At 51.1% G+C, this 21,854-nt stretch carries 27 protein-coding genes; 2 read left to right on the forward strand and 25 right to left on the reverse strand.

From position 1 onward, the window contains the following. Position 1 precedes the first annotated feature (1 nt). From GTQ55_RS14995 to parC, 3 genes are all read right to left on the reverse strand, one after another. The gene (locus GTQ55_RS14995; RefSeq protein WP_202620632.1) at positions 2 to 1,099 is read right to left on the reverse strand and encodes an HlyD family secretion protein; all 1,098 of its coding nucleotides are present in this window, start codon (positions 1,097 to 1,099) and stop codon (positions 2 to 4) included. Next, positions 1,092 to 1,541: a MarR family winged helix-turn-helix transcriptional regulator gene (locus GTQ55_RS15000; protein WP_161859455.1), complete on the reverse strand. Its 450-nt coding sequence runs from the start codon at positions 1,539 to 1,541 to the stop codon at positions 1,092 to 1,094. The genes GTQ55_RS14995 and GTQ55_RS15000 overlap by 8 nt, the downstream gene beginning before the upstream one ends. A gap of 146 nt (positions 1,542 to 1,687) precedes the next feature. Further along, entirely contained in the window at positions 1,688 to 3,937 is a 2,250-nt protein-coding gene (gene parC / locus GTQ55_RS15005; protein ID WP_161859456.1) for a DNA topoisomerase IV subunit A, read from the reverse strand. 246 nt (positions 3,938 to 4,183) lie between these two features. Between parC and GTQ55_RS15010 the strand changes: the two genes are divergently transcribed. Together GTQ55_RS15010 and GTQ55_RS15015 are read left to right on the forward strand one after the other, a co-directional pair. Next, positions 4,184 to 4,789, forward strand: coding sequence for an ABC transporter ATP-binding protein (locus tag GTQ55_RS15010; protein ID WP_161859457.1), 606 nt, complete (start codon positions 4,184 to 4,186; stop codon positions 4,787 to 4,789). Beyond that, positions 4,786 to 5,586 (forward strand): ABC transporter permease, encoded by an 801-nt coding sequence (locus GTQ55_RS15015; protein WP_161859458.1) that lies wholly within the window; start codon positions 4,786 to 4,788, stop codon positions 5,584 to 5,586. The genes GTQ55_RS15010 and GTQ55_RS15015 overlap by 4 nt, the downstream gene beginning before the upstream one ends. A 31-nt stretch (positions 5,587 to 5,617) precedes the next feature. On the opposite strand, the gene GTQ55_RS15020 is transcribed toward GTQ55_RS15015, so the two are convergent. From GTQ55_RS15020 to GTQ55_RS15120, 22 genes are all read right to left on the reverse strand, one after another. Next, the gene (locus GTQ55_RS15020) at positions 5,618 to 6,211 is read right to left on the reverse strand and encodes an outer membrane beta-barrel protein (protein ID WP_161859459.1); all 594 of its coding nucleotides are present in this window, start codon (positions 6,209 to 6,211) and stop codon (positions 5,618 to 5,620) included. Positions 6,212 to 6,427: 216 nt separating this feature from the next. Further along, positions 6,428 to 7,030 carry an FMN-binding negative transcriptional regulator gene (locus GTQ55_RS15025; protein ID WP_161859460.1) on the reverse strand — a complete coding sequence of 201 codons (603 nt, stop codon included), beginning with the start codon at positions 7,028 to 7,030 and terminating at the stop codon, positions 6,428 to 6,430. A 266-nt stretch (positions 7,031 to 7,296) separates the two neighbouring features. Then, entirely contained in the window at positions 7,297 to 7,836 is a 540-nt protein-coding gene (locus GTQ55_RS15030) for a hypothetical protein (protein WP_161859461.1), read from the reverse strand. An 83-nt stretch (positions 7,837 to 7,919) separates the two neighbouring features. After that, positions 7,920 to 8,456, reverse strand: a complete 537-nt coding sequence (locus tag GTQ55_RS15035; RefSeq protein WP_161859462.1) for a hypothetical protein — start codon at positions 8,454 to 8,456, stop codon at positions 7,920 to 7,922. 158 nt (positions 8,457 to 8,614) lie between these two features. Next, the gene (locus tag GTQ55_RS15040; RefSeq protein WP_161859463.1) at positions 8,615 to 8,935 is read right to left on the reverse strand and encodes a hypothetical protein; all 321 of its coding nucleotides are present in this window, start codon (positions 8,933 to 8,935) and stop codon (positions 8,615 to 8,617) included. Between the two features lie 107 nt (positions 8,936 to 9,042). Beyond that, the gene (locus tag GTQ55_RS15045; protein WP_237567704.1) at positions 9,043 to 9,480 is read right to left on the reverse strand and encodes a hypothetical protein; all 438 of its coding nucleotides are present in this window, start codon (positions 9,478 to 9,480) and stop codon (positions 9,043 to 9,045) included. Positions 9,481 to 9,651: 171 nt separating this feature from the next. Then, positions 9,652 to 10,128 (reverse strand): hypothetical protein, encoded by a 477-nt coding sequence (locus GTQ55_RS15050; RefSeq protein ID WP_161859465.1) that lies wholly within the window; start codon positions 10,126 to 10,128, stop codon positions 9,652 to 9,654. Between the two features lie 176 nt (positions 10,129 to 10,304). Then, complete coding sequence (locus GTQ55_RS15055) at positions 10,305 to 10,781, reverse strand: hypothetical protein (RefSeq protein WP_161859466.1); 477 nt, start codon at positions 10,779 to 10,781, stop codon at positions 10,305 to 10,307. 119 nt (positions 10,782 to 10,900) lie between these two features. Beyond that, on the reverse strand, positions 10,901 to 11,296 hold the full coding sequence (locus tag GTQ55_RS15060) for an energy transducer TonB (RefSeq protein WP_161859467.1): 396 nt from the start codon (positions 11,294 to 11,296) through the stop codon (positions 10,901 to 10,903). Between the two features lie 102 nt (positions 11,297 to 11,398). Continuing rightward, on the reverse strand, positions 11,399 to 12,100 hold the full coding sequence (locus tag GTQ55_RS15065) for an SIMPL domain-containing protein (RefSeq protein WP_161859468.1): 702 nt from the start codon (positions 12,098 to 12,100) through the stop codon (positions 11,399 to 11,401). Positions 12,101 to 12,296: 196 nt separating this feature from the next. Further along, positions 12,297 to 12,740, reverse strand: coding sequence for a hypothetical protein (locus tag GTQ55_RS15070; protein ID WP_161859469.1), 444 nt, complete (start codon positions 12,738 to 12,740; stop codon positions 12,297 to 12,299). 142 nt (positions 12,741 to 12,882) lie between these two features. Next, on the reverse strand, positions 12,883 to 13,152 hold the full coding sequence (locus GTQ55_RS15075; RefSeq protein WP_161859470.1) for a hypothetical protein: 270 nt from the start codon (positions 13,150 to 13,152) through the stop codon (positions 12,883 to 12,885). A 721-nt stretch (positions 13,153 to 13,873) separates the two neighbouring features. Then, entirely contained in the window at positions 13,874 to 14,164 is a 291-nt protein-coding gene (locus GTQ55_RS15080) for a hypothetical protein (protein ID WP_161859471.1), read from the reverse strand. 95 nt (positions 14,165 to 14,259) lie between these two features. After that, positions 14,260 to 14,601: a hypothetical protein gene (locus tag GTQ55_RS17995; RefSeq protein WP_237567705.1), complete on the reverse strand. Its 342-nt coding sequence runs from the start codon at positions 14,599 to 14,601 to the stop codon at positions 14,260 to 14,262. An 888-nt stretch (positions 14,602 to 15,489) separates the two neighbouring features. After that, positions 15,490 to 15,867 carry a hypothetical protein gene (locus tag GTQ55_RS15085; RefSeq protein WP_161859472.1) on the reverse strand — a complete coding sequence of 126 codons (378 nt, stop codon included), beginning with the start codon at positions 15,865 to 15,867 and terminating at the stop codon, positions 15,490 to 15,492. Between the two features lie 150 nt (positions 15,868 to 16,017). Further along, positions 16,018 to 16,332 carry a DUF6572 domain-containing protein gene (locus GTQ55_RS15090; protein ID WP_161860201.1) on the reverse strand — a complete coding sequence of 105 codons (315 nt, stop codon included), beginning with the start codon at positions 16,330 to 16,332 and terminating at the stop codon, positions 16,018 to 16,020. Positions 16,333 to 16,473: 141 nt separating this feature from the next. Beyond that, positions 16,474 to 16,833: a hypothetical protein gene (locus GTQ55_RS15095; RefSeq protein ID WP_161859473.1), complete on the reverse strand. Its 360-nt coding sequence runs from the start codon at positions 16,831 to 16,833 to the stop codon at positions 16,474 to 16,476. A 163-nt stretch (positions 16,834 to 16,996) separates the two neighbouring features. Then, on the reverse strand, positions 16,997 to 17,272 hold the full coding sequence (locus GTQ55_RS15100; protein WP_183946667.1) for an Ada metal-binding domain-containing protein: 276 nt from the start codon (positions 17,270 to 17,272) through the stop codon (positions 16,997 to 16,999). A 152-nt stretch (positions 17,273 to 17,424) separates the two neighbouring features. Further along, entirely contained in the window at positions 17,425 to 17,835 is a 411-nt protein-coding gene (locus tag GTQ55_RS15105) for a hypothetical protein (protein ID WP_161859475.1), read from the reverse strand. Positions 17,836 to 18,357: 522 nt separating this feature from the next. Then, a complete protein-coding gene (locus tag GTQ55_RS15110; RefSeq protein WP_161859476.1) occupies positions 18,358 to 18,675 on the reverse strand; it encodes a hypothetical protein in 318 nt (105 codons plus the stop codon). 129 nt (positions 18,676 to 18,804) lie between these two features. Continuing rightward, on the reverse strand, positions 18,805 to 19,314 hold the full coding sequence (locus tag GTQ55_RS15115) for a hypothetical protein (protein WP_161859477.1): 510 nt from the start codon (positions 19,312 to 19,314) through the stop codon (positions 18,805 to 18,807). A 562-nt stretch (positions 19,315 to 19,876) separates the two neighbouring features. Next, positions 19,877 to 21,820, reverse strand: coding sequence for an aconitate hydratase (locus GTQ55_RS15120; protein WP_161859478.1), 1,944 nt, complete (start codon positions 21,818 to 21,820; stop codon positions 19,877 to 19,879). Positions 21,821 to 21,854 lie beyond the last annotated feature (34 nt).

Raw genomic sequence — 21,854 nt, forward strand, 5'->3', positions numbered from 1 at the left:
GTCACAGCACTACGCGGCCGCCATCGGCGCCGGTCGCGCGCGCCGAAACCAGCTTGTGGTCTTCGGAAATGTTGATTTCCACTTCCGCACTCATTCCGGCGCGCAGCACCGGCCTGCCTTCTGCCGGGAGCAGGCGCAGGCGCACGGGCACGCGCTGTACCACCTTCACCCAGTTTCCGCTGGCGTTCTGTGGCGGGATCAGCGCAAACTCACTGCCGCTGGCGCCACTGACGCTATCGACCAGAGCCTGGAATTTAACGCCAGGATACGCATCCACTGTCACTTCCGCCTGCTGCCCTGTGCGCACTTTTTCCAGCTGGGTTTCCTTGAGGTTGGCCTCGATCCACATATCTTCCGTGCCCAGCATACTGACCACCGCGAGCCCCGCCGGCGCCATCTCACCGACCTGCGGCGCATCGTTGGCGATGACACCGGCAACCGGCGCGACGATACGTGTACGCGACAACTGGTAGCGCGCTTTATCCAGCTGCGCCTGGGCGACCATTACGTCCGCCTGCTGCTCCAGCGGTACCTGGGAGTTACCACCCAGCTCCGCACGCAGACTGGCGAGCTTTTCGGAGCTGATCGCAATCAGCGCGCGTGCCTGGTCCAGCTTCTGGCGGGATTCATCCAGCTGCGACTCTGACAGCGCCACTTTGCCGAGCTTTTCATTGCGCTCCAGCTGGCGGCGGTAGAACTCAGCATCGGTCTGCGCCTGTTGCAGTTCCGCCTCGGCCTCCGCGTAATCCGCCTGACGCGCGCGGGTCTGGTTTTTTACCTGCGCCAGATGCGCTTCGGCCTCGGCCACTGCCAGGCGAAAAGCAGTGTCGTCCAGCTGCAGCAGCAACTCCCCCTTGCTAACTCGCTGGTTGGCCTTGACCGCGACCTGCGCGACGATGCCGCTCACTTCCGGTGCCAGGGAGATCTTGTCGGCCTTCACGTAGGCATTTTCGGTATGCACGGTGCTGCCGCCGCCCCAAATGGACCACGCCGCCACCGCGCCGGCCACCACGATGCCCAGGGCGAAGCCGATACGACGGGACTTCTGTTTTCCTGCGGGGTTCATTTCCGACGCCTTGTTGTCCACTGGTTCACTCACTTGCCATCTCCTCTCGGCCCAGGTTCTTGCGCACCCGGCTCAACAAATTCATCAATTGCCGCTGCTCGTCCGCAGATATGCCTGCCAGCGCCTGGCGGCGTGTTTCCGCGGCAAGTCCTTGCAGTATCTCGAGTACCGGCGCCGCGGCGCTGGTAAGAAAAATCCGGAAACAGCGCCGGTCCTGGGGATCGGGCCTGCGCTCGACGAGCCCTTCTGTCTCCAGCAAATCGATCTGCCGGGTCAGGGTGATCGGCGCCACGTCCATGCGCTCGGCCAGCTCCGCCTGTTTCATGCCCTGGTCTTTATTCAGGATCCACAGCACCTGCCAGCGGGCGCGGGTGAGGCCATGGGTCTTGGCGCGGCGGTCGAAATTGCGCTTCAGCAGGCGCGCGGCGGTGTGCAGTTCGAACCCCAACTGCGCCGCAGTATCGGATGTATTCATGCTTCCCCTTTAACGAAGGTCGGCCGCTCTGGGCAGCCGATAAGGGGGATTATTGTAAGCATGCTTACTAATTTGGCAAGTCACCACCGCGCCCATAAAAAAAGCGACCCGGAGGTCGCTTTAATCGTCGGCTGGGAAGCTCAGGGCTACTTGCTCTGCACTTCCACTTTATCCACCTTCTGGAACCCGCGCGGCAGCTTGTTACCACGGCGGCCACGCTCACCCTCATAGTGCTCCAGCTCCGAGATCTTGATCTTGGTGTGGCGCTTGCCGGCATGGATCAGCAATACGTCGTTGCCTTCCAGCACCGCGACACCCACCACGATTTCCTCGCGGCTGGCGGCGCGTGCCGCAGGGATGTTGATGATCTTGTTGCCCTTGCCCTTGGAAAGCTCCGGAAGCTCGGACACCGGGAATACCAGCATGCGTCCTTCGCTGGTGACCGCCGCGAGCAACGCCTGTTCCGGATTCTCGATTTCCTGCGGCGGCAGCACGCGGGCATTCTTTGGCAGGCTCAGCATCGCCTTGCCCGCCTTGTTGCGCGACTGCAGGTCGGCGTATTTGGCGATAAAGCCATACCCGGCATCGGAGGCCAGCAGCACCTTCTGGTCGTCATTGCCCATCAGCAGGCCTTCGAAGGTCGCGCCCGAGGGCGGATTGATACGACCGGAAAGCGGCTCGCCCTGACCTCGGGCAGAAGGCAGTGAGTGGGAGGCGATCGCGTAACTGCGCCCGGTACTGTCGAGCAGTAGTGCGGGCTGATTGCTCTTGCCGCGGGCGGCGTACTTGAAGCCGTCGCCGGCCTTGTAACTGAGCGAGGTGGGGTCGATCTCGTGGCCCTTGGCCTGGCGAATCCAGCCCTTGCTGGACAGCACCACGGTAATCGGGTCGCTGGTCAGCAGCTCGGTTTCACTAAAGGCCCGGGCTTCTTCGCGCTGGACGATGGGGGAGCGACGCTCGTCACCGAACTCGTCGGCGGCGGCCAGCAGCTCCTTCTTGATCAGGGTCTTCAGGCGGCGCGCGCTTTCCAGGGTTTTGGTCAGCATCTCCCGCTCTTTTTCCAGCTCCGCCTGCTCGCCGCGGATCTTCATTTCCTCAAGGCGCGCCAACTGACGCAACTTGGTGTCGAGCACGTATTCCGCCTGTACCTCGGACAGCTCAAAGCGGCGCATCAGCTCCTGCTTGGGCTCGTCGTGGGTACGGATGATCTCGATCACTTCATCGATGTTGAGGAAGGCAATCAGCAAACCATCCAACAGGTGCAGCCTTCTCTCGACCTTGTCGAGGCGGAACTGCAGGCGACGCCGTGTGGTAACGGTACGGAAGCTCAGCCACTCGGTGAGGATCTTGTCCAGGGACTTCACCTGTGGGCGGCCGTCGATGCCGATCATGTTCAGGTTGACCCGGTAGCTCTTCTCCAGGTCGGTGGTGGCAAACAGGTGATTCATCACCTGCTCCAGATCCACCCGATTGGACTTGGGTACGATCACCAGCCGCGTGGGGTTCTCGTGGTCGGATTCGTCGCGCAGGTCGCTGACCATCGGCAGCTTCTTCGCTTGCATCTGCGCCGCAATCTGCTCCAGCACTTTCGAGCCGCTGGCCTGGTACGGCAAGGCGGTGATGATGATATCGCCGTCCTCTTTGCTCCACACCGCGCGCATTTTTACCGAGCCCTTGCCGGTCTCGTACATTTTCTGCAGATCGGCGCGGGGCGAGATGATCTCCGCCTCGGTGGGCATGTCCGGGCCCTGGATAAACTCGCACAGCTCACTGACCGTGGCCTTGGGGTTTTCCAGCAGATGCACGGTGGCATCCACCACCTCGCGCAGGTTGTGCGGCGGGATATCGGTGGCCATACCCACGGCGATGCCCGTGGTGCCGTTCAGCAATATGTTTGGAACCCTTGCCGGCAGTACCGCGGGTTCGTCCATGGTGCCGTCGAAGTTCGCCTGCCAGTCCACGGTGCCCTGCCCCAGCTCGGACAGCAGTACCTCGGAGTATTTGCCCATGCGCGACTCGGTGTAACGCATGGCGGCGAAGGATTTGGGATCGTCCGGCGAGCCCCAGTTGCCCTGGCCGTCCACCAGCGGGTAGCGGTAGCTGAAGGGCTGCGCCATCAGCACCATCGCCTCGTAGACGGCGCTGTCGCCGTGCGGGTGATACTTACCGATCACGTCGCCCACGGTACGCGCGGACTTCTTGTACTTGGCGGTATTCTTCAGCCCCAGTTCGCTCATGGCGTACACAATCCGGCGCTGTACCGGCTTGAGGCCGTCGCCGATATTGGGCAGGGCGCGGTCGAGGATCACGTACATGGAATAATCCAGGTACGCCTTCTCGGTGTAGTCCGCCAGATGCTGGCGTTCGGATGCGTCGTAGACTGAAGGCTCGGTCATACTGCGAGAGTCTCGTTATTCTGCGGAAAGAGCTGGATTATGGCGGAGTGGCGCAGCGGGTTCAAAGGGCGTTCGCCCGCAGTGCGTCAATTAGCGCAAACCGTGCATTTTTTGACCGCAACCCGCCGGACCAGAGCGGCACAGGCAAACCGCACATCTGCCGCAACTCGCCACGTTTAATCGACAGCTGTGATAACTTGTCCCGCGGCAAACAATCCCTAAACAACCCCTGGGGCAGATACGGTATTGGCAACGCTCGCAATCAAAAATCTCGCCATCGGCGACCTGAAAAATATTGAACTGGAGGTGGCTGCGGGCGAAATCGTCTGCCTGTCAGGCACTTCCGGCTCCGGAAAAAGCCGGCTGCTGCGCGCCATTGCCGACCTGGATTTGCATAGCGGCAGCGTGCAACTCGGGGATACCCGCCAGAGCGATGTGCCGGGCCACCGCTGGCGCCGTGCGGTGATGCTGATACCGGCGGAAAGTGCCTGGTGGCACGACACCGTGGGCGAGCACTTTTCCGAAACCTCGGACGAGACCCTGCAACAACTCGGCCTGGAAGCGGACGCCTTCACCTGGCCGGTGACCCGCCTCTCTTCGGGAGAGAAACAGCGGCTGGCGCTGGCGCGCGCCCTGTCCCACAAACCGGCGGCGCTGCTGCTGGATGAACCCACGGCAAACCTCGACAAAGACAGCACCGAACGGGTGGAGGCCTGGCTGCGCGATATCATCCGCCAGCAACAGTTGCCGACCCTGTGGGTCGCCCACCACGAAGACCAGATTGCACGAGTAGCCGACCGTCACTTCCATATTGTGGATAACGGCATAAAAGAACAGGAGATGACACAGTGAACGTCATCGAACTCTCCTGGTGGCAACTGGCACTGGCGGCACTGCTGGTGATCGCACTGGCCGCGTGCACCTTTCTGGCGCGCCTGGGTGTCGGCAAGCCCCTGCTGATTGCGGCCGCCCGCACCGCGATTCAACTCACCCTCGTCGGTCTGGTACTGGAAGCCCTGTTTTCGGTCGGCAGCCTGCACTGGGTCGCGCTGATGGGCATCGGCATGTTGCTGCTCGCGGGACGCGAAGTGGTGGCGCGGCAGAAGTACCCCCTGCTCGGAGGATGGAGCTTTGGTATCAGCACGCTGTCGATGTTTATCTCCGCCTTTGCCGTCACCGTGCTTACCCTCGTCGTGGTGATCAGCCCCTCCCCGTGGTACACACCACAATACGCCATTCCCCTGCTGGGCATGCTGCTGGGCAATACCATGACCGGCATCGCCCTGTCCCTGGACCGGCTGACAGAGAGCGCCCATCGCTCCCGCGCCGTCATCGAAAACCGGCTGATGCTGGGAGAAACGGCGCAGCAGGCACTGAGCGAGTTCCGCCGCGACGCCATGCGCGCGGGCCTCACGCCCATCATCAACGCCATGGCTGCGGCTGGCATCGTATCCCTGCCGGGGATGATGACCGGCCAGATACTCGCCGGCACTTCTCCGGCACTGGCGGTGAAGTATCAGATACTGATTATGTTCACCATCGCCGCCGGCACCGGCTTTGGCACCTTTGTGGCAGTAGAGCTGTGCGCGCGAAGATTGTTTGATGGGCGGGAGCGGCTACGGCTGGACCGGCTGCGCAGCCCCAGCTAGCCGCGTGCCGCTTATCCGGTCATATTCCGGCTTATATTTCCCAGTTCACCTGGAACTGCACGGAATCCTCCAGCCCCTGGTCGCCGGAGTACTGGTACAACGCCAGGCTGCCATTGACTCGCTGGTTGAATGCGAGTTTCACGAAGGGTTTCAGGTAGGTATCACCGCTGATGTAGATATTTTCGCTGTAGCAATCGCTGCAGTTGGTAATTTCGCGGCTCATATCCAGGTGGCGATACCCCGCATTCAGGCCCACCAGAAAACGCCGGCTGTCGGTCAAGGGAAACTGTACACCTGCATCTACCATTGCGGTTAATGCACTGATGGAGGAACTCTCGGTGGAGCGATCGCCGCTCCAATCATATTCCACCTGCTGGGAAAACTCGTCTTCGTCGTCCACCAGAATGGCGCCGATCCCGATATTGAAATTAAACAGGCCGTATTCGCCGGCGTAGCCAGCACCGAGACCAAAACCGGTATCGCTCACACCATCGTAATAGGCCTCGACCGGGTCAAAATTGAACAGCTCACCGTTGATACCCCAACTGCCCTGGTAGTACACATCGGACGGCATGGATTGCGGCATTTCTTGTGCGCTGGCGTTTACCGCCAGAGCCGCGGTCACAGCCGCCCCCAGCCAATACAACTTAAATCTGGTCACTTTTCCCCCAAGACATCTTTCTATCTACGAAACCCAATTACAACTTGCTGGATTAGCCAAGAAATTTTCTTAGTAGGAAAACTTAATACTTAACTAAACCCCGCTGTCGATCCTAACAGCTGACGCCATATCTCACCAACTTGCACAAGCGCATCAATGTCCAATTTCAGCATTACACGCTCAATCCTGAACGGCGTCTGCCAGCGCATATTGTTCTGTCGCTTCCGCCAGATCGGACAATCCAAGCTCCCGCAACTTACTCACTACGCCCTCTATATCCTCGGATTTACGATTCTGCCCGAGTTTGAACTTTCCCTGAACCTCGGTGATTTCCACTTCAATACCGACAATCGCGTTTAGCATGGCCTCGTTGTAGGCGGGTACCCAGGGCACTGGAAACTGCTTTTCATATTTGGCCGTAAGGCTTTCCACTACCGCCATCAACCTGTCTCTATCGTCGAATACCCTGGCATACCCATAAATATGAACGGCCTGGTAGTTCCAGGTAGGGACGCCCGGGTTCTCATACCAGGATGGCGAGACGTATCCATGAGGCCCCTCCAGAGTGATAAGTACCTCCTGCCCGTCTATCTCCTTATGCTGTGGATTGGCCTTGGCCACATGCGCCACAATATGCTTTCTGTCGCCTGACAAGAGCACAGGAAGGTGAGTAGAAAATATTCTTCCGCCCACATTGGAGACAAGCTGGCCGAATGCATTCGCTTCTACAAAGTTAAAGATTTCCTGGTCGCTATCTACGCGGAAGTTCCTGGGTATGTACATGTTTTACTATCTTTTAAAATGACGCTATTCAGGGTCTACCGTAACGACAATCAATACCGTACTCGTATGGTGAAAAATCGGGCGGTCATAGAATATCGGTTTTCTATAGCCCTTCGAGGTGTCTACTAAACGTGGGGAAGTCTTTCATATAACGTTGCGAGCAGCGGCAGCTTGCTTTGGGCGCTTTATGCGCGAAAATTGGAGCGAAGCGACTGCGCAAAAAGTGCGCAAAGTAAGGCGTCGGTCTGCCGCACCTTGTTATGCGATTACCCCTGTTCTACGAACACTATTTCCGGTTCAGAGTTATGGCAATAGTCCCGGCAAACTAAGATATATTGGAGCTCTTTGCCATCTGAATATAGGGTCAAATCATAAGCGAAATAATCTGGTATTGAAAATCTCATGTTGGCACCAAATACCCTCAGGTGATACAAGTGCTTAAGATTGCTTTCAATGCCAAATATACTTTTCAATTTTTCATTAAATCTATCTATTTGAAATGAATGCAGCTTTTCAAATGCTACTGGTCCGAAATTATCTGAAGATTTATATTTTCCTAGATCAGAAATGATCTCAACATTCCCTTTAGAAGATAGATAAACAGATTCTCCAGACAACCCTTTCCACTTATGCCCATTGGCAGGAACTATGACTTGCCCATTTCCATTTTTCTGAATTTCAATCCACCCGGAAATTGGATCTTTTAAGACTTGCTTCTCCAAAAGCCTTGGATTCAATTCATAGGAGCTGAAACTGGGTTGGCTTGCAACAAGCAAGACAATTGTAGCTATTAGCTTCTTAATCAAAGAATAAGCCCTCTACTGCGCATAACGCCTCAATAATGGGGCGGAGCACACAATGCGGAGCCCCAGCCCTATAGGGGCAACATTCATTGACTTGTTAGCTTTGACTTAAACTCTTTACTGAAACCTTTAATATAAAAAGTTGGTTCAATAAATTTTTTAATTGATAGTTGTGTATCTTTCATTGCTGTGGCAAACAAAGCCAGAATTGGTGAACCAAAAATAAATGCTGCTTGAACCGGCAAAAGCTCTGGTCCAATTAATATTCTGACTATTATTGCCAAAACAAATACTGCCCACGAAATATTCGCAACCCTGGCCCACTTTGTGGTTTTATTAGAGCATGCTGAACATTGACTGAAAGTGGTTTCTGCCTTTCTACGGCATACGAAATATGCAATTATTAAAGCAAGGGGGCTTAATAATATCCAAAAGAATACTAAAGGGTTAACGTAATTTAAATGGTCTTGCGACTCATTTAGGCCTGAAGTTTGCGCACATCCTATACATACTTCTGGTAAATGTGCAGGGCTTTGAACCTTTATATACTCCCCGTCCCACTCAAATGCATGGCGATTCTGCAAAGCGCTCTCTGGGCTAGAATAGATAGATTTTTCAGTCATAATTTCAATTTCCTCTAGGAAGCTAACGCCCACGGCAGGGGCGGATTACCTTATGCACGATTTGCGCGAAAATGGGAGCGTAGCGACCGCGCAAAACGTGCATAAGGTAAGCCATCCCGCGGAGGCCCGAAGGGCCGGAGCTTCACTGCCCGTGATTGTTATGTTTTTTGTGCCGCCTCGCTCAATAATTTTGAGAGACGAAGTGCTTCCGCCTTAGATAATGAAATGGGCTTCATATTGAACCCGGCAAAGAACTTCTCTTTTATTTCAATGCCTACAAGTTTCTGCGGCTTGCTTTGAGACACAACATGAACCGTAATCTCGGTTGTCTTTTGCCCCTTTTTATAGACCACCCGATCAGAAATCGTCTCCGTGATGGTACCCCCTAGCGCACGACCTCTACCACTTTTCGTGAAATGCTGCCAAATGGCTAGCGCGAAAATTCCGATAACTACAAAATGAAGCAGGCTAATTTCCATCTACAACTCATTTTTCTCTATGAAACATAACGCCGCCAGCACAGGCGGAGCACGCAGTGCGGAGGTCCAGCCCCGAAGGGGCGATTGTGCGTGGCTTTGTTAGCACTTTACCTGGCCTCCTGCTCGGTGAATAGAGGGAGTCCGGAAAGCTCTTTGTGGAGTTCTTCGATTTTACCCGCGAAGTAGAGTTGAAAAGTACCCTCTACTGTTTGCTGTTGCTCTGCAATATAAATGGATAGCCACCGAACCTCTTTTTCTTTGCCGAAGCCAAACATGGTTTTAACCATTTTGGGCTGAACAATACCGACTAAGTAGACATACTCATTGGGCTTTCCAATAACTGAAACCCAATAATCAACTTTACTTTCTTTGTTTTTAACAGAGATGGTTGGTTCTGATCCACCAGTATTTTTTCCTACCTGCTGTTTCCATGGAAACCTGCGAAATTCTTCTATGAAGATTTCATAGGAAGCTTCACCCTTGAGGTCATATTGGTCAAAGTCATAGCCTGCTTGTTGGATGTCGTAGGTATAAGAGCCTGCCATAGTGCTTGTAGCCAGAAATATTGTGATTATTGCTAATAGTGCTCGATTCATAATGGGTGCTAACGCCCAGCGCGGGCGCAGCCAACGCGGAGCACCTTTTGTGTTAATGTTTGAGCGACAGCGAGTAACACAAAAGGTGCGTAGTGTTGGCTGTCGCTCTGCCGCTGTTTGTTATGTGAGGGCGATCTCTAAAGCATCGTAGGCCCAAAAATAAAGGTAAGCTATCAATACAAAAAACATCATCACGAATGATGTAAAGAACAGGAACCACATATAACTTTGAGACTCACAAACCTCAACGACTTTTTGTAGTTCTTTAATATCTTTAGATTGCTTATAGAACCTACTGAGAGTTTCTTCATTGAGAATGGACCAAGAAGCCACCATCAAAGATACATGCCAAGCGATCACAACATAGGAAAAATTTACGGGTGACACTAGTTCCGGAACATTAAATATACATAAAACGATGATTGGCAATGCGGCCAAAACCAGTTCGATCTGAAATGAAATATCGACTAGTTCGACACTTCGTCCTCGCCCTAGGTGGGTATATCTGATAACTGGGCCATAAACTACCCAAGCAAATATGTAGCCCGCCCTAGCCCGCTCAGTCAATGGTTCTTCTATTTTTGCTTTACTGCTCAATGCATTCTCTCTGTTTTAGTATTCACATAACGCCCGCAGCAGGGGCGACCAATGCTATGCACATTTTGTGCGAAACTGGGAGCGCAGCGACCCGCACAAAATGTGCATAGCGTTGGGCGTCCCGCGGAGGCCCGAAGGGCCGGAGCATACTGCCTGCGTTTGCTAGAGTTACGCCTTTATATGGCAGCATTAATATCGCAGCTTTTCACATATTTTTCTTTTAAAACGATAGGATCTCCACGTTCCCAAGACCAAGACTCACTATCCAGCCAAGAAACAGATCCTACAGAAGAGCATAAGGGAATATATATTTCCTCTCCTTGCACATCTCCCTCAATTATTTCTGCCTTAATTTGTGGACAAATTCCATAAGTCCCAAATCGTTGCATAATAATATGGTTAATGACGATTTGCGTACCTGACTTTACGGAATAAACAGCGTCCCCTACAAAGCAGTCATCATAATCATCCGGAGATAAAACAGGACTTCCGATCTCCCAGCATACGCTCTTTCTAGCTCTCATATCTAATTGAAGCGAATAACAAGAGCCAACCAATTTCACGTATTCGCTATCTCTAGAAATATTTTTAGTACCTACGCAACCCAGTAGAAAATTCGCTACCGTTAATTGTAGTACGACCTTGAATTTCATACTTACTCTAACGCCCAGTGCAGGCGCAGCCAGCGCGGAGCGCGTTTTGTGTTAATGTTTGAGCGCCAGCGAGTAACACAAAAGGTGCGTAGCGTTGGCTGTCGCTCTGCCGCTGATTGTTATGCATTTGGACTCAGGAAGTAGCTAAATTTCTGCTTGTGAATGCATGGTTGTGCCTGCGCCTCAAACTGCCATTTACTCACAACTGGAACTACGCTTTTTTCAAGAAATCCATCAAAAGAAATATTTGTTCTATCTCTAATTGGCTTATTCTCAGATTCTATAACTTTTACATCGCTGACGTAGCCTGTTTTCTCTACAGTAAACTCAACTACTACATAACCCTCTACAAATATATGCATGTAAGACGTACCTGGAAGGTACTCCCTAACCTGCTCTGGAAGTGGGTATGGTGGATAGGGAGCACTTATTTTCCTTAAACCCTCACACTTAATCTCTTGGGCAGTTGCTATTGCAGAAAAAAATGCCAAATATAAAGTGATTAGCTTCTTCATAGTGATGCATAACGCCTCAATAACCGGCAGCTGGAACGAAGCGAAGCGTAGTGTAAGCTGCCCGGCGCCGAAGGCGCGTAGTGAATTGATTTGTTAAGAGCCTTACTTGAGCTGGAACTCAACGTAAACCTCCGATGACACTTTTACGTTGCCAGGCTTAAACTCGTACGGAATGCTTTTTATATTTGAGGCACTTCTTTTTTGAGCGGTTACTACAATTTCTTCGAGGCTGTACTGGCGGCGTATATTCTGCTTGCCAATTTGATGCACCTTATCCAGTTTTGCGCCGAATTGTTTAGCTAAGAACTCGGCGTTGGATCTTGCAGATTGAGCAGCACTAGCCAATGCCTCTCGCTTTAACTCTTCATAATTAGAGACATCTGGCTTAACGCTATCAATTTCGGATACTTGGCTGTCTACTAAAGCTTGAATTACGTCACCGTAGAGGCCGATGTCCCGAATGACGATATCAATATCTCTGCGAACTACGTGGCCTATGATGGAAGCATTGCCATTGTCATCGTAATCTTCGGCTGTTTCGATATTTAGAGATGAAGATGTTATATCTTGTTCGGAAACACCTAGATTTATGAGTTTTTGCACAGAAACTGATGATATTTCATCGACTTTCGCTTTGGCTTTAGATGGATCATCTTTGTGTAGATTGAATACGTTGTAGCTAATACGTATGAGATCAGGCACGGCCTCGACCATACCTGAGCCTTCAACAGCAATTATCCGTTGTTCGGCAATTGAGAAAGTGCTTAGTAAGGATAATATTACTAATGTAGCTATTTTATTCATTCTTATTCCTTGCTCGATGCTGTGCTCTTAACGCCCACGGCAGGGGCGGATTACCTTATGCGCGTTTTGCGCGGAAATGGGAGCGAAGCGACCCGCGTAAAACGTGCATAAGGTAAACCGTCCCGCGGAGGCCCGGAGGGCCGGAGGGCCGTAGCTCTACTGCCCGTGATTGTTATGGTTTTTTGGCACTCGCCACCTACTCACCACCGCCCTTTACGAGCTTGGAAAGTATCAACTCCTGTGTTTCGAGGCACAAAGCGCTCCCTGTGGTTACTGCTCCATTGCCGTTTAATTTTACCGATGGCCGCGGCTTTACATTTAGAAACACGCGCGAATTCTCTATGTATCTCTTTGATATGCACATAGACAGAAGCACATTGCCGAAGCCTGGGCGCTCCAATTCTGGAGAGACTTCAGCTACTACTTTATTGCTCTCATCAATAATATTTAAGTACGCAGAATCAATATATCTATTCTTAGTTTCTATAAACTCACTGAGAAGTATCTGAAAGGATGTGCAAGCCTGGCCTTGATGCTGATATACCTTGACATCTCGAACAAAACTGTCCACATCAGACTCTTCACATGCAAAGCCATGATTTGCAAGAACAGCAAAGATCCCAAACAGTATATTTCTCATTGTGCTCTCCATGAACCATAATGCCGCGCACAGGGGCGGCTTACTTTATGCGCGTTTTGCGCAAAAATGGGAGCGTAGCGACCTGCGCAGAACGTGCATAAAGTAAGCCGTCCCTTTGCTGCGCATTGTTAAGTGACTGGGACTACGCCACTACAATTAGAGCTGCAATACCAAATACATACGCGACCCAATACCATGCTCCAGCTCCCTCAAGATGATCTAAAAGCTTGAACACACCTAAAGCAATGGCGAATGAAATAGCAGCACCAATAATCGCGCCCAGCTGAACTCCGCCGAAGATAAAACTCAACAAAAGTACACCAACACCCCAAAAAATCGCCGCATTCAGCCAATTCGAAGAGCGGGCAAAATATGTCATCACTGCTACTAGCAAAATTACTTTTATGATCAATCGACTACTCTCATCACTTAACGCCGCCAGCAGGGGCAGCTTACCTTGTGCGCGTTTTGCGCAAAAATGGGAGCGCAGCGACCTGCGCAAAAGGTGCGCAAGGTAAGCTGTCCCGCGGAGGGCCGAAGGCCCGGAGCCTTGCTGCCTGGCTTTGTTAACTGAGGTCCTCGTAGTGCGCTATGTGCCCAGCGCCGAACTCTCTTAAACTGGACAAATAGATGTCTAATGATGAACAAATTTTTGAAAGACGACCAAAGGGGTACCGCTGATCTGACCATATGCTTCCGGCTTCAGGCCCATTAAATACGTAAATATGATACCCCTCACAGCCAGTATTACAGATACGAATTGCACCGCATAACAGCCCTTGAACTGTAGTGGAACTACCATTGAACGGAGCCGAAAATACTACTGCATCTATTTCATCCGCCTCATATGGCTGAAGCCATTCGTCTTGCGGTGAAAGCTTGTAGTCACCAACCAACTTTGGATCATTGAGTGCTTCAAACAATTTTGAGGGGATATTTTTTATCCACATATTCAGTTAACGCCCCTATAACGGGCCGGAACGGAGAAGCCAATTTTGTGTTAGTAAAACACAAAATTGAGCGCCGCAGTGGAGGTCCGAGCCAGCTTGCTGGCGGGCGTTGATAGGATTGTTATGCATAAACATTAATCTAGCACCCTCTTTATAAACCATTTTTTTGATCACACTTTTTTTTCAAAAAGGGATGTCATCACTTTCCCATCGAGCTTGATCTAAATATTCAGCAATTTTGACACCCTCAGCACTCAGCTTGAACACGTAATAATCTTCCTTAAATTCTTTCTTGGTAGCTAAACCAAGCCTTTCGATAGAAAGCCAAGCTTCATATTCTTCACCTTCCTTTCTAGTGTTATAGAAATTTCTATCTTCATCACGAGTAAAATCCGAACCTTTTATGGCTTTTATAATAAGGCTAGCCTGATAGTCGGACAAAAATTTAGCTTTATGTTTTAAGAAGTCTGACATTATTCTTAATCGCAGTATTTTCAATTACCAGGTGCATAACGACGCAAGCAGCGGCAAAAAAGTTCGTAGCGGTTTTTTTCCACTGACTTGCCTTGTTAACTGTGTCTATTGCCTCTCTCCTTTAGCCACAATTCGGCACCCATTGAATCAACGCTATCCCCCGATGCGATGGCCCGGATTAGTTCAAGGCAGCGCGCCCTTTGTTCTTTGGTGATTTTCTGGAACTCCACCACGGTAAACGCTACCCATGGTCCAGCAACTTTATTGTCAAGAAGCTCTAACAATTCCTCAGTCCGCCCAGACTCGACAAATCGATTAGTGATGCTCCTCATTGAGTCCGCAGCATTATTTCCAGCTTTTACACTAGACGGATTTCCATACTCTATTGAGGCGTGCACTTTAGACAATTCTATAAATTCTTTAAGATCAGATTTCATGACAGTTAACGCCCAAAGCAGCGGCGCGCATTAGCGCGTCCAGCCCGTAGGGCGATGCTGCCTTTGCTTGTTAAATGTTTGCAGCTACAGGCAGTCACTGTATACATAACATGCACCGACAATTGTTAAAAACCAACTTGCTGGTAGAGCAAGAACAAAGTATCCAATACTTACAGGCCAGCCCCCTTTCAGGAAATGACATGCCGTTGCGCCTATGAACGAGACAAGAGCTAGTACGCTATAGGCAACAAAAGCTGAGCTAAAGTTGAAGCCGTATGCGAACGGCAGCCAAGTAATAATTGGCAGCAATGGTGCAGCCACTACAATCAAATACAATACCAGCTTCTTGCTATTTGGCACTCATTCTTCTAGACATTTAACGCCGCCAGCAGGGGCAGCTTACCTTGTGCGCATTTTGCGCGAAAATGGGAGCAAAGCGACCGCGAAAAAGGTGCACAAGGTAAGCTGTCCCGCGGAGGGCCGAAGGCCCAGAGCTTTACTGCCTGGCTTTGTTAGGCTTGAACGACACGCAAGTAAGAAAAACATGAGTTACGCAGTAAAAATCATCTATTTCTATTCTCATGCTCTTCTGTGCAATAGACACTCTGCGGCCTACATACCTCTTTCGTTACCTTTTTATCGACCACACCAGAGAAAACTTTTGATGTAAGAGTGCAAGATTGGATCGATCCAATAATAAGTAAAATAGTGAATAAGCTACTACTTTTTTTCATCATGGGTAATTACCTAGCCTAACGCCCGCAACAGGGGCGACCAATGCTATGCACCTTGTGTGCGAAACTGGGAGCGCAGCGACTTGCACAGAACGTGCATAGCGTTGGGCGTCCCGCGGAGGCCCGAAGGGCCGGAGCATCCTGCTTGCGTTTGTTATGTGATTTCCCCTCTGAGCAAAGTAGGACACTCATCTGAGCCATACCAAACTTGTACCTCACCACCAATAAACATTCCTGGAGCTGAGAATATCTGTGTCGCAGCCCTTTCCTCATCAGCAAAAGGTAAGCTAAGCAAAACAAGGAAGAAAGGCTTTTCCTTATCCGTTTGTAACAATTGTGCAGATTTTATTTTCTTCCCATCTATAAACGTTGGTGCAGAAATATCAATCTGATCCATTCTCTCCGAGATTGTTGTTGTAATAATCTTCAACAGATTAGGATTCGCTATTTCAGCTACTGGAGGCTGCTCACACGAATCAGCAAATGAAGAAATTGGCAAGAAAATCAAAACTAATAGTGCTAGAAATTTCATTTCTTCGGTTTCACATAACGCCGCCAGCAGGGGCAGCTTACCTTGTGCGCATTATGCGCGAAAATGGGAGCGGAGCGACCTGCGCAAAATGTGCACAAGGTAAGCTGTCCCGCGGAGGGCCGAAGGCCCGGAGCATTCTGCCTGGCTTTGTTAAATGAGGACCTCATGACGAAATCCGAAGCCCGCCGCACTAATTATTCTTGTACATTGTTCTAGAAACTGAAGAGCATCAGAGCTCGGCTTATGCTTGCAAACAACTGAGATTTCCACATTTTTGCCCTTTGCATTAGGGTACGAGCTATAAATCTCGCCCGATTCAATAAATGCTAGATACTTATTGATTTTTTCCTGCAATAAAAACAGGCTGCTCTCACTCCATTCCAAGTGATTGGAAATGGTGAGAACAACGGTTCCGTCATTAGCGACTCCGATTACATCTACTACGCTTTGATCTTCAATGCTCATGACATTTAACGCCGCCAGCAGGGGCGGCTTACTTTGTGCGCTTTTTGCGCGAAAATGGGAGCGAAGCGACCTGCGCAAAATGTGCACAAAGTAAGACGTCCCGCGGAGGGCCGAAGGCCCGTAGCATACTGCCTGGCTTTGTTAAATGCTGACTCTTGCCTCTAGCCTCGGACCACAGAGTTCTTTCGAGTATGCGGCAGTTACTGCAGCCTCTAGAAATGGAGCAGTGATTGCAAATTGACCTTTTGCGAAGCCTCCATCTACCTTGAAAGCCAAAGGAGCTGCTAGCTCTCCAGAGACACCTTTAGTTTTTGGGTAAGCCCACAATGTCACTGACTCCAAAGAATTTCCTTCTAACTTTTCTGGCACAGAGAAGTTAGTAACCCCATGCTCGGTTTCAAGAACAATTTTTTCGTTATTTAGCGGCTCGTAGTTTGAACATGTAAGGGCATTCGCGAGACTTGTCAGCAACATTAGGAAAATTAATGCGATAGCTTTCATAGGCATTTAACGCCGCCGGCAGGGGCAGCTTACCTTGTGCGCATTATGCGCAAAAATGGGAGCGCAGCGACCTGCGCAAAATGTGCACAAGGTAAGCTGTCCCGCGGAGGCCCGAAGGGCCGGAGCAAATTGCCCGGCCTTGTTATGGATTTTTACCCGCCGCTTAGCCCTGGAGCTCAGGATGCTCTTGGCTCTCCTTCCATTTTTTGTACTCGGATTTTAAACAGCGGCCGCAGGGGCGATAACCGGCTGCAATTGCGACAGATTCATTAGCAAAGAAAACCCTGTAATTTTCATAGATATTATTGCCAAGTGCATTATTCGCAGCCGTACAATCAAGCGTACCGTAAATTTTTTCTCGAGAATTTCCGCCCAGTTGGCCTTTCTCCGCGCTTTCATATACTTCGCCATCAGAATTCAATAGCTTATACAGCTTCATTCTTTTCCCTTGATCCATAACGCCGCGAGCAGCGGCAGCTTGCTTTGGGCGCTTTATGCGCAAAAATGTGAGCGAAGCGACCTGCGCGTAAAGTGCACAAAATAAGCTGTCCGGTGGAGGCCCGCAGGGCCGGAACGAAATGCCTCGCCTTGTTATAGCTTGTAGCCCCACTCTGGCGCGAACAGTGAATATTCTGGATACCGTAGCTTAAATTTTTCAATTAATGCGAGGCCCCCTAGCGTGATGGTATCTTCGTGTGACCAATATACAAGGTTTTTTAGGCTTGAATCTGCGATGCATAATTCAGAGTACCAGTAGCCATAATCTTCTAGTGATTCCTCCAAATACGGCGGGTCGTTCTCAGGAAAAGCGTAAACGGTGTTTCCAGAAAAAAATGTCCCTAAGAATTTTTTGAAATCAACTTCAGGAATCTTATTTTCTAGCTTAATAGAATCAAGAGCGAGCAAGTCCGTTCTTCGCGCAGGCGCCAAGGGATAAAAATAATATTCATCCCATCCCCACAGTTCTTTTAGCGCAATTTTTGCTCTAACTAATTTTTCCATTTCTCAGTGAGCTATAACGCCGCGAGCAGCGGCAGCTTGCTTTGGGCGCTTTTTGCGCGAAAATGGGAGCGAAGCGACCTGCGCATAAAGTGCACAAAGTAAGCTGCCCGGTGGAGGCCCGCAGGGCCGGAACGGAATGCCTCGCCTTGTTATGTATGTATTTTCTGTGAATCCTAGCGGCAACCGATTTCTATTAAGTTATTTAAGAGTCTTTTTACCCACATTACTAGAGTCAAACTCAAGTTCTAGAACAGAGAGCTCTTTGAGTCGTTCTTCCAATTTAAACATTCTTTTGTGTGCTAGACCTGCGACAATAAACCCCGCTATTCCAAACATAAGACCTATAAATTCCACTTTCATTTACCTTGCTAAAATACATAACGCCCACGGCAGGGGCGGCTTACATTATGCGCGATTTGCGCGAAAATGGGAGCGGAGCGACCCGCGCAAAACGTGCATAAGGTAAGACGTCCCGCGGAGGCCCGTAGGGCCGGAGCTTCACTGCCCGTGATTGTTATGTGGCTACTCTCCGCCGCTACTTTCAAAGTCACCGGTTTCTCCACCGGACGAACCCTCATAGTTACTTGAAAGAAGCCCGCCGTTCAAATTATTTTGAGCATACTCTTGCTCACTTAGCTCAATATGCGAGCCAGATTGGGATGGCCAATCAAAAAATGGAATGATACATAGAGGTAACCCAATACCGAAACCAATCAGAAATATTGGAATGCGCCAAACAGCTGAGTCGCCTTGATAATACTGAACACCGATATCAACTAGTCCGCCCGCTAACGAAATGAAACCTAGTGCAAATCCGAGTATTTGTAGCTGACGTTTCATTCTCAGACTCCTGTCACATAACGCCCAGCGCAGGCGCAGCCGGCGCGGAGCACATTTTGTGTTAATGTTTGAGCGACAGCGAGTAACACAAAAGGTGTGTAGCGTTGGCTGTCGTTCTGCCGCTGTTTGTTAGGGCTGCTGGAACCTCAACCACCCGGTCTCGGAGCCCACAATAGGAACAAAAAACAGTGCCCCGACGGCTCCGTTTTTCTTAGCTAAAATCAAAGCGTTTCCACTTTTGGAGAAACTATACCTTACCCACTGCTTTCCAATAGCGCCTTCTTTGACTAGAAATTCGCCTCGCTCTATGACATAGCTTCCGTTGTTACAGCTAAGTTTTGATTCTGAAGTAAAGTTAGCGCTTTTTATAGGCTTAGAGTCATCAAGTAATGTGATCTCGAAAGAGCTACTTTCTCTGGAATTGACAATTTTCACATAATCCACTGATGATGGATCTTGTTCCTTAGGGAAAAAAACTGATGATAGATATACTTCTTTCTGCTTTGAGTTTTCGCCAAGGTTGTTATATAAGCCAGAAATATCTTGGCAGCCTCCTGATTTAGCATGGGCTACCGGCTCCCACTCAGATGGGTACTCATCTTTGAGAACACAACCTGCAGTTAATGACAATAAAGACAAAATTAGTGCTATTTTTTTAATGATGCTCTCCTTGCCCTAACAGTTATATCGTGGGCGTGTGCATATATAGACACCCGAAAAGTGTCTATATATGCACACAAAATATCTACATATACACACGTACCCGAAATGTTCCTATAGATGCACACATCCCCTATCTAGCCACAAAATGATACTTGCGTCACGTTTTTTGCGAAACAGGCTCATTACACGCCATTACAGCGCCTGTCTTGCCCACCCAATTAGCCTTACTTGGCCAAGGCATACACAACGTTGACGGCAATAAAAAAGGCCACCCTGCGCGATGGCCTTTTTTATGCTGAATACCGGAATGATGTAACCGTATTTGGATCATCGCAGTGGCAAGACACAGATTCGAATGACCGCTCACGATCGTCTATGCGCGGGAATGTCACTCGTTGGTGGTTCGCTGAGAGCGCGCGCTGCAACCATCGCCGCTAAGAGTAGTGCGCACTCCCAACACTGGGCGGCGCCCGGTTGGTGGGCACGGCACATTGAAGACACTGACGCGTAGTTATATAAGGGCGACGGTCAAAGCTGTTTATTCATTGCCCTTTTCATTACGCACTTCATTAATCAGGCCACCGGCGATGACCGTGGCCACCTCTTCCTCGCTCATATTGTGAGTGACGGTTAGCGTCTTGCCGCCCGGTATTTGAACTTCTACTTCCCGCCCGTTTTGCAGTTGCTTGGGAAGGTCGTGTAGTTCCAGCATGTCGTCCTGGTTAAGGCGCGCCAGGTCTGCCGGCTTTTTGAACAGCAGGGGCACGATACCGAAATTGATCAGGTTGCGGCGGTGGATGCGCGCCATGGAGACGGCGATCACCGCGCGTACGCCAAGGTAGCGCGGTGAGATGGCGGCGTGCTCGCGGCTGGAGCCCTGGCCGTAGTTATCGCCACCGATCACAAAGCAGTCCGCATTGTGCTTCTTGGCGCGCTCGTAAAACGTTTCGTCGATGCGGGAAAAGGTGTAGTGACTGATGGCCGGGATATTCGAGCGCAGGGGCAGGATATCTGTACCCGCAGGGAGGATTTCGTCGGTGGATACATTGTCACCGGCCTTGAGCAGGATGGGGCCACTGAGCACTTCGGGCAGCGGGTCGAAATCCGGCAACGGCTGAATATTGGGCCCCTTCTCCAGCTCCACGGGAATTTCGTTCGAGGTATCCTCGGGGGCCAGTATCAATGGCCGCATATCGTTCAGCTTTTCTGGCTCGGAATAGTCCGGATAGTCCATATCCATATCGCGGGGGTCGGTAATCTTGCCAGTGAGTGCGCTTGCGGTAGCGGTTTCCGGGCTGCACAGGTACACCTGGTCTTCCTTGGTGCCGGAGCGGCCCGGGAAATTCCGCGGCACGGTGCGCAGGCTGATGCGCCCACTGGCCGGGGCCTGCCCCATGCCGATGCAGCCGTTACACCCGGTCTGGTGAAGCCGCGCACCGGCCTGCAACAATGTGTTGAGGTCGCCCGTGCGGCTGATCTCCTCCAGCAACTGGCGGCTGCTGGGGTTGATATCCAGTGATATTTCTTCCGGGATACTTTTGCCAGCAACCATTTTTGCGGGAATCACGAAATCCCGCAGGCCGGGGTTGGCGGAGGAGCCGATGTAACTCTGGTAGATGGGCTTGCCGGCCACTTCGCGCACGGTCACCACATTGCCCGGGCTGGACGGGCAGGCAATCATGGGCTCGAGCTTGGACAGGTCCATCGTCTCGCGATGATCGTAGTCGGCGCCCTCTTCCGCCTGCATTTCGACGAAATCGTCTTCACGCCCCTGCTGCTTGAGGAACGCTCGCAGGATGTCATCCGCCGGGAAGACACTGGCCGTCGCGCCCATTTCCTGCCCCATATTGGCGATCACGTGGCGGTCCATGGCGGTGAGGTTGTCGAGGCCGGGCCCGTAATATTCGAATACCTTGTTGACGCCCCCCTTCACATCGTAGCGCCGCAACATTTCCAGGATCACATCCTTGGCACTGACCCAGGGCGGCAGTTTGCCGGTGACCTCAACGCCGACCACTTCCGGCATAACCAGCGAGAATGGTAGACCGGCCATTGCCAGCGCCACCTGCAACCCGCCCGCGCCCATGGCGAGCATGCCCATGGCCCCTCCGGCACAGGTGTGGCTGTCTGACCCCAACAGGGTTTTACCGGGAATGCCAAAGCAGGCCATATGGACCGCGTGGCTGATGCCATTACCGGGGCGCGAAAACCAGATGCCCCACTTGCGGCTGGCACTGCGCAGGAAGAGATGATCGTCGGCATTTTTAAAATCCGCCTGGATCAGGTTGTGATCCACATACTGCGCGGAGAGCTCGGTTTTGACGTTCGGGAAACCCAGCGCCTCAAACTCGAGCATCACCATGGTGCCGGTGGCATCCTGGCACAGGGTCTGGTCGATTTTGAGATGAATCGCTTCGCCGTGCGTCATTTTTCCATCGAGTAAGTGTTGCTCGATCAGCTGCTGGGTGAGATTTTTGGCCATGATGCCTCTCCTGATTTGCGATCGGTAATGTGTG

Origin of the sequence: Microbulbifer hydrolyticus, assembly GCF_009931115.1 — a bacterium.
Lineage (GTDB): Bacteria > Pseudomonadota > Gammaproteobacteria > Pseudomonadales > Cellvibrionaceae > Microbulbifer > Microbulbifer hydrolyticus.